Here is a 7,628-nt window from a genome sequence, read left to right on the forward strand (position 1 = left end):
GCCGCCGTTTTTATAACTTTCTAGTGATCGTGCTTGATAAATTCGGGTTGTTGCCGATTTTATCTCTAACTTTCCTCAAATGCTGTTCATAGAGGCTGGAGGCCCTGCTTATGCTCCGGGTCAATAAGGTTGATCTAGCATCGTGAGTCTATATGTCATCAATCAAAGCTATTACCAAAAGCCTCGGGTTATTGACAGAAAAGGTTATAGATAGCACTGAAGGTTTTCTGAAAACGGCGAAGGGGCTTGTAAAGGTAAAGGAAGAAAAGGGTGTAACGCCACAGCAGACACCCAAGAACCCAGACAAGCTGGCTGAAGACAAAGACCTTGATAGCCGAAGTATTGAAGCACCTCAGAAAATGTCACCACGAGAGCGCAGGCGGAAAAAACTTGAACAGGCCGCTAAACGCTCCTTGTCAGAAACGCCCACACCGCCCGAGACAAAAGAGCATGATGCAGCAGGCACTATAGCCACTTCCCCCCTGCCCTCATTGCAGCAGCCCAAAGAAAAGCCCGTGCCAGCGCCACGGAAAAAACGTCCCGTGCCAGCGCCGCGTAAAAAACGACCTGTGCCAGCGCCGAGAACGCGCTTCTTATCCTTAAAAAGCTTAACACCACAACAACCTGTTCCTGATAAGGAAATAAGTTCCACGTCTGATCCGTTGCCACCGAACAACGCTGTTAAAGACAGCTTGCTTGAAAGGTGTGAGCATTTGGTGACGCAAGTGAAGGACTTGAATGAATTTAGCAGAACAGGAGACAGTATCCATGGCGAAGAGTTTGAGGAAATGGCGGCGTTACATAACAGACTCTGCTTTAATCCGAGTCCCGATGATGCCCTCATCGCTCAGTCAAAGACAAACACGCAATACTGGCGGGGAAGAGCTCGGCTAAGGCCAGCTCAACGCTTGAAAGATAATGTCTCTGATAACGCCTCAAAAGCGGCTAGAGCCATGGCTGAATCAGGCAGTGAAGCAGTATCTGAGGCAGTCAATAGAGCAAAATATGGTTACAGACCACTGAACCCACGTCACAATAAAACCCATAAGAAAATAAAATACCCTAAAATTGACCCTGTGGTCGCAAAGGTCCAGGAAGAAATCGAGAACACTGACAAGCTTGTGGAGAAGCTTGAGCGTGAGCTGGAAGCATCACCCAACCAGCGTTACTTGCGGGCCAAAAAAGCATTTAACGACAAGCTTGAGCATTATCAGTTAAAAAAAGAGCTACTGGCTGAGAAACACTTATTACAGCAGCAACTTGAATCAGCAAAAAACACATTATTCGAGCAGTTAAATATTCAAGGGCATAACGGGTATGGTTTAGTGGCCGGACTCAATCATGAGTATATTCCCGCCCTTGAGGCAGCCATCAGAACAATCAACATGAGCGACATAAGAGCAGTAATGCACCTGCGAGCTATAAAAAATCAGACTATACGACGTTTAGCAGAGAAACTCTCATCAACTTTTCGTCGCTACTCAAACGAAGTTCTTGAGGATAAGTCCTTCAGATTGGAGATGAAAGATCACCTGGATACCCTCAATGCCCAACAACAGTTTTTAAAGGACTCGCAAGAGCATGCTCAAAGCGAATATGAAGCACTAAAAAAAGAACTGGCACAAGCAGCCGACACATTAGCTTCAGAAACAGAAACCTATATGACTTCAGAGCAATGTATCGATGTCATTGCCCAAAGAAAAAAACTGGAAGCTGCCAGAGAAATTCAGGAAAATTTCAACAGGGTTTATGACATTGTTGCTTTTTTTGCATCACACAAAAGACCGGGCAAGACACTTGCCGAGCTCGCGGGCAAAGAAAGAAAGTACAACAGTCAAATCAATAAAAGCAATCTTGTCGATGATGAAGTAAGAGAGTTAGTCAACAAAAATCAACAAGAGCTGAACTCGTTTCGTGAAGGGATGAAACTGTACTATCTGGTAGGTACTCAATACGATGTATTTCCCAAAAAAAATAAGAAGAATAAGAAGAATAAGAAAAGTAAAAAGTGAAAGCTTCCCTATGTTAACGACAGTTATTGAATAATATCACTGCTTTTGTTCATATTCTCATGGCTGTTATGGACGTTGAAAGTTGAAGGTTGAAATAGGTTACTGGGAAGTCGCTCCAAATCACTTCCCAACGGTTTGCCAACCACGTTTACCTTATGCTTTTGGAAAGTTGCTACAACCAGGCTATTGATTCTGCCATCCAGGGGGGAGTATTCGGTAGGCCCGATTAGCTCCTTCACCTTTATTACTCCTATCAAGTTCTTCACCACCAGCGTAGTACATGCCATCGATAGCAACATAGCCTGATGTTTCTAATTTATGACCAACTCTCAAGTTTTTGAGAGCCGCTTTAAGTTGAAATTGCTCTGAAGCGGACCCGCTTCTGTGAGAATATTTTTTTGCGGTGACATTTTTCCCATCTTTTTTCACCCATGCGCAGCCTGTATAAAATAAAAAAGTACTGGTACCATTATCAACTATTTCTATTACACTTTCCGGGTTTTCTCTGGCCAGTCGATCCCATTTGTTTTCACCGGGGTAAATACTGAAAGTAAAATTGTCATTATTTGCCAGGTGGCAGATGACTTTACTTCTACCACCCCGGGCTTCAACAGTGAATATGAATTGAGCAGCATCAAGTTTAAGTTGTTGATCAGCATTTAATTCTTTACACTGCTCACAAGCTTCGTAACTTGGTGGGTTAATACCGTCAGTTCCATCTAAAGGTTTAAAACGTACCAGATCCAGAAGTTCAGACCCTCGTATTTGTGAGAAACCGGAGGGCAATTTCTCTGCAATCGCTTGAATAACCTCTGGGGTAAGAGACAAGCTTGCTATTGGCTTCAAATAAACAGCCTTCTTCTGAAAACCTGAAGGGTCTTTGACAAGACACATCCATTCTTTTTTTTTGTTTTGTTCAATACGACCAAAGTAGTAGTTTTGTACTCTTTGATCAGAAGGACTGAGATCACCATAGAAAACAATCCCTAAATCCCCCTCTTTTATAAATTTTGGCGATTTTCCATCATACCAAAATACGAAGCTTGGAATAGAATGACTTATTGTGGGTAGAAAAAGAGTGAATAACATTATATATTTTAATGCACGACCTGCCCATAAATAGAATGTCTTCATTACATTATCTCGCTATCTTACGATTGTTCTCGTTAGAAAAATGAAAATGCTATTGGCTTTGAGTTTGTTACTTGAGCAAGAAGAATAGACAAGCTTTTAGAAAATGCGAGGCTCGGACATCCGCACGCATTCCCACACGCTGTGCGGAAATGCAGAATACTCATTTCTGTTGAGATACTTATTTCAATCCTAATGCCATCATCTGTTTCAACACTATTTGTCTTGGTAATGGAATATATCCATCTTTTTCCACCGCTTCCTGACCTTGTTTCGAGAGAATCAGCTTGAAAAACTCCCGCTCTATTGGCGGTAAAGACTTTGCCGGTACTTTATTGACGTACACATATAAATAGCGTGACAGCGGGTAGGTGCCGTTAATGACATTCTCAGCAGTGGCTGCAAAAAAAGGCTCCCCCACTTCCATGGCAATAGGAACACTGCGTACACTGGCTGTGTTATAACCCATGCTGGAATAGCCAATGCCACCAATAGATGCGCCAATTGCCTGAACGACAGAAGCAGAACCGGGCTGCTCATTCACGGTATTTTTAAAATCTCCGTCACACAGTACTTCCTGTTTAAAATAATCGTAAGTCCCTGAGACTGAGTTTCGACCATAGAGCTGAATATGCTGTTTTTGCCAAGGGCCGTCTAAACCCAGATCTCCCCAGACTGTTACGTTTTCAGCCTTACCACAACGACGTGTGCGGGAGAATACGGCGTCCACCTGAGCCAGGGTCATGCCCTTTATGGGGTTATCTTTATTTACAAAGATGGCCAGCGCGTCAATAGCAACAGCTACGGCAGTGGGCGGGTAACCGTAGTGTTTTTCAAAGGCGGCCAGTTCCAACTCTTTCATCCTTCGGCTCATGGGGCCAAGGCTGGCTGTCCCTTTGCTTAAGGCAGGGGCAGCCGTAGAAGAACCAGCGCCTTGTATCTGCACATTCACCCCTGGGTGGTAGCGTTTAAATTCCTTCGCCCACAGTATCATCAGGCTGCTCAGTGAGCCTGAACCAATGCTGGATAAGTTTCCCGAGATACCACTGACAGGCGTATAGTCAGACAAAGATATGGCTTTATTCACTGAACTGACCGCTTTGGCAGGAGCGGGTGTCATGACAGCAAACACCATAATACCAGCCAGTGCGCTAATAACTTTTTTGATACACATTAAAGACCTTGCTCTGACAAAGACTGCCACGGACACCTATATGTCAAAATAAAATAGCGCACTATAAATTGTCAGTGTGACAGTTCAGTTAACCTGGATCATGAATCAAATACGTTGACCCTATTAAACCTGAATTCAGCAGTTGACCGCTTTTAACTTACTAGCCCGGATATTTCATAAACTGCCCTGAGAATTGCGCAGAACCTTGCGGCTCTAAGGGATTTTGCGAAGGAGCGCCATACCACTTCAGAAGGTGGTTTAACCGGCATATTATCAGAAAGAATGGGGAGCAAACATCCCAGTATCTCCCCACGGCTCACCTATAGCCAACACCATGAATGCAGCACTAAAACAGGTGCTTTGTTGGAATACGTTTGTATTCTTATATCAACACCACGTGACTGCTCCCCCAACTAAAGAGGCTGTCGCGAAACGCTGAAATACACCCCGCACCGTCATCCTGTACAGGAACCACACGCTATAGAAGGCACTCTAACCGCACGCATCATGCGGGTTTAGTGATTCACGTCCTTGTGGCACAGATCCCTTACAATCCCTGTACGGGATGACGACGGAGAAAATTAAGAGTTTCGCGATAAGAGTTTCGCGACACCCTCTAAAAGTCAGGGGGCTTACGGCGAAAATGCTAATATGATACGTTTACTCTATTTACCGACGACTAAGATATGATGGAACAGACCCAGATTGGTGATGATGGCTTTGAACGCCAAACGCTTCGATCCTATACAGAGAATGCGTACCTGAATTACTCCATGTACGTCATCCTCGACAGGGCGCTGCCACACATCAGTGATGGCCTGAAGCCGGTACAGCGACGCATTGTCTATGCCATGAGCGAACTGGGTCTGAAAAATACGGCAAAATTTAAGAAATCTGCCCGTACGGTGGGCGATGTTCTGGGAAAGTTTCACCCCCATGGTGACAGTGCCTGTTATGAAGCCATGGTGCATATGGCCCAGCCTTTCTCTTACCGTTACCCCCTGGTTGATGGTCAAGGTAACTGGGGATCTCCCGATGACCCTAAATCTTTTGCCGCCATGCGCTACACGGAGTCCCGGCTGACAGCCTACGCAAACAACCTGTTAAGCGAGCTGGGACAGGGCACCGTTGACTGGGTGCCCAATTTTGACGGATCTATCGAAGAGCCCTCAGTGTTACCTGCTCGTGTACCTAACCTGCTGTTAAATGGTACCAGTGGCATTGCTGTCGGTATGGCCACGGATATTCCACCCCATAACTTACAGGAAGTGGTCAATGCTTGTATCCATATTCTGGACAAACCAACGGCAACCGTTGCCGATGTTTGCCAACACATCCAGGGCCCCGATTTTCCCACTGATGCTGAAATCATTACACCCTGCGCAGAAATACAAAAACTCTATGAGCAAGGCAAAGGCTCCCTGCGAATGAGAGCGGTTTTCCATAAAGAAGATAACGACATCATCATCACAGCGTTGCCACACCAGGTATCGGGTGCCAAAGTGCTTGAACAGATTGCTGCACAAATGCAGGCAAAAAAACTACCCATGGTCGTTGATCTGCGTGATGAGTCTGACCATGAGAACCCAACCCGCCTGGTGATTGTTACCAAGTCCAGCAAAACAGAAGCTGACAACGTTATGCTGCATTTGTTTGCTACCACTGATCTTGAGCGTACGTATCGGGTTAACTTCAATATGATCGGTGTCGATGGTCGCCCACAGATTAAACCATTAAACAGGATGATATCGGAGTGGCTGGGCTGGCGTTCAGATACCGTAAAACGTCGTCTTCAGCACCGTCTTGATAAAGTTATCAGTCGCCTGCATATTCTTAAAGGGTTACTGACAGCTTTTCTTAACATTGATGAAATTATTGAGTTGATTCGTTCAGAAGATAAGCCTAAATCCCTATTAATGACTCGCTTCGGACTATCTGAAATTCAGGCTGATGCTATTCTTGACCTCAAGCTACGACAGCTGGCTAAGTTGGAAGAGATGAAAATTCGTGGCGAACAAAATGACCTTGATAAAGAAAGGAAGCAAATTGAATTAACATTAAGCTCTGATAAAAGACTAAAAGGGTTAATCAAGAAAGAACTTAAAGCTGATGCTAAAGAGTATGCTGACAAACGACGATCTCCTATTGTTACAAGAGAGTCAGCCAAAGCAATGACCGAGTCTGATCTTTTGTCATCAGACCCTGTCACCGTCGTACTTTCTGAGAAAGGATGGGTTCGCTGCGCGAAAGGTCATGACGTTAATCCTGAAAATCTCAACTATAAATCAGGAGACAGTTATAGACTATCAGCCCAGGGGAAAAACAGTCAGCTATCCGCCTTTATTGACTCAACCGGGCGCTCATATTCCATACAGACACACACTCTGCCTTCCGCCCGCGGGCAGGGAGAACCCCTCACTGGTAGAATAAACCCACCTTCTGGTGCAACCTTTGAAGGGGTCTGTCTTGGAAACCCTGAAGATCACTTTTTGGTTTGCAGTGATGCTGGCTACGGTTTTGTGGTTCAGTATTCAGACCTTACCAGCAAAAGTAAATCAGGCAAGGCATTGCTGACCCTACCTAAAGGTGCCAAGGTTTTACCACCGATAAAAGTCAGTAGTGATGAGCAACGCCTGGTGGCCATCAGTAATGAAGGCCGAATGCTGGTGTTCCCCTTAATAGAACTACCCAAACTAACCCGGGGCAAAGGCAATAAAATTATCAGTATTCCAACTACTCGTGTAGCAGAGCGTACGGAGTTTGTGGCGGCCATTGCATTGCTCGGACCAGAGGAAACATTGACATTATACGCAGGACGACGACATATGACGCTTAAATGGGATGAACTTGAGCATTACTTCGGTGAAAGAGGCAGAAGGGGCAACAAGCTACCACGAGGCTTCCAAAAAGTAGATCATTTTACCGTTCAGAAACTATCTTAAATCTGAATGCAGTCGTTGAATGCCGCTTCAGGAGAAATTGCAGCTAAACCTGCCAGGGGATGGCTTGCAGGCAGTAATGGCTGTAGCCCCTGGTAAAAGCCACAACACAATCTGGCTGGGCTGACATTTTTCTGAAGTGGCAAGACGCTCTTTTTTCTCCCTGAGCGGAGTGAGGGCAGTGTGGGGGTTGGGCTTAAAACCCCAGAACGAAGCCCTACCATTCGCCAAAAATTGACTTAGATCAAAAAAAATAAATTTAGTGCTTAAAAAAGGTTATTAAGTGTTTTATTTATGTTTGAGATATATATAATAAATAAACAAATAAACAAATAAACAAATAAACAAATAAACAAATAAACAAATAAACAA

4 protein-coding genes are annotated in these 7,628 nt (G+C 44.7%); 2 read left to right on the plus strand and 2 right to left on the minus strand.

What is annotated here, in order from left to right; genetic code table 11:
* Positions 1–152 precede the first annotated feature (152 nt).
* The gene (locus tag V4C51_RS09655) at positions 153–2,012 is read left to right on the plus strand and encodes a hypothetical protein (protein WP_330925950.1); all 1,860 of its coding nucleotides are present in this window, start codon (positions 153–155) and stop codon (positions 2,010–2,012) included.
* Positions 2,013–2,195: 183 nt separating this feature from the next.
* Here V4C51_RS09655 and V4C51_RS09660 read toward each other — a convergent pair whose 3' ends face one another.
* Both V4C51_RS09660 and V4C51_RS09665 read right to left on the minus strand, forming a co-directional pair.
* Positions 2,196–3,146: a hypothetical protein gene (locus tag V4C51_RS09660; protein WP_330925951.1), complete on the minus strand. Its 951-nt coding sequence runs from the start codon at positions 3,144–3,146 to the stop codon at positions 2,196–2,198.
* 178 nt (positions 3,147–3,324) lie between these two features.
* Positions 3,325–4,317, minus strand: a complete 993-nt coding sequence (locus V4C51_RS09665; protein WP_330925952.1) for a PstS family phosphate ABC transporter substrate-binding protein — start codon at positions 4,315–4,317, stop codon at positions 3,325–3,327.
* A gap of 686 nt (positions 4,318–5,003) precedes the next feature.
* On the opposite strand from V4C51_RS09665, the gene parC reads away from it, so the two are divergent.
* Entirely contained in the window at positions 5,004–7,259 is a 2,256-nt protein-coding gene (gene parC / locus V4C51_RS09670) for a DNA topoisomerase IV subunit A (RefSeq protein ID WP_330925953.1), read from the plus strand.
* Positions 7,260–7,628 lie beyond the last annotated feature (369 nt).

Source organism: Candidatus Sororendozoicomonas aggregata, assembly GCF_031528575.1.
GTDB classification, from domain to species: domain Bacteria; phylum Pseudomonadota; class Gammaproteobacteria; order Pseudomonadales; family Endozoicomonadaceae; genus Endonucleibacter; species Endonucleibacter aggregata.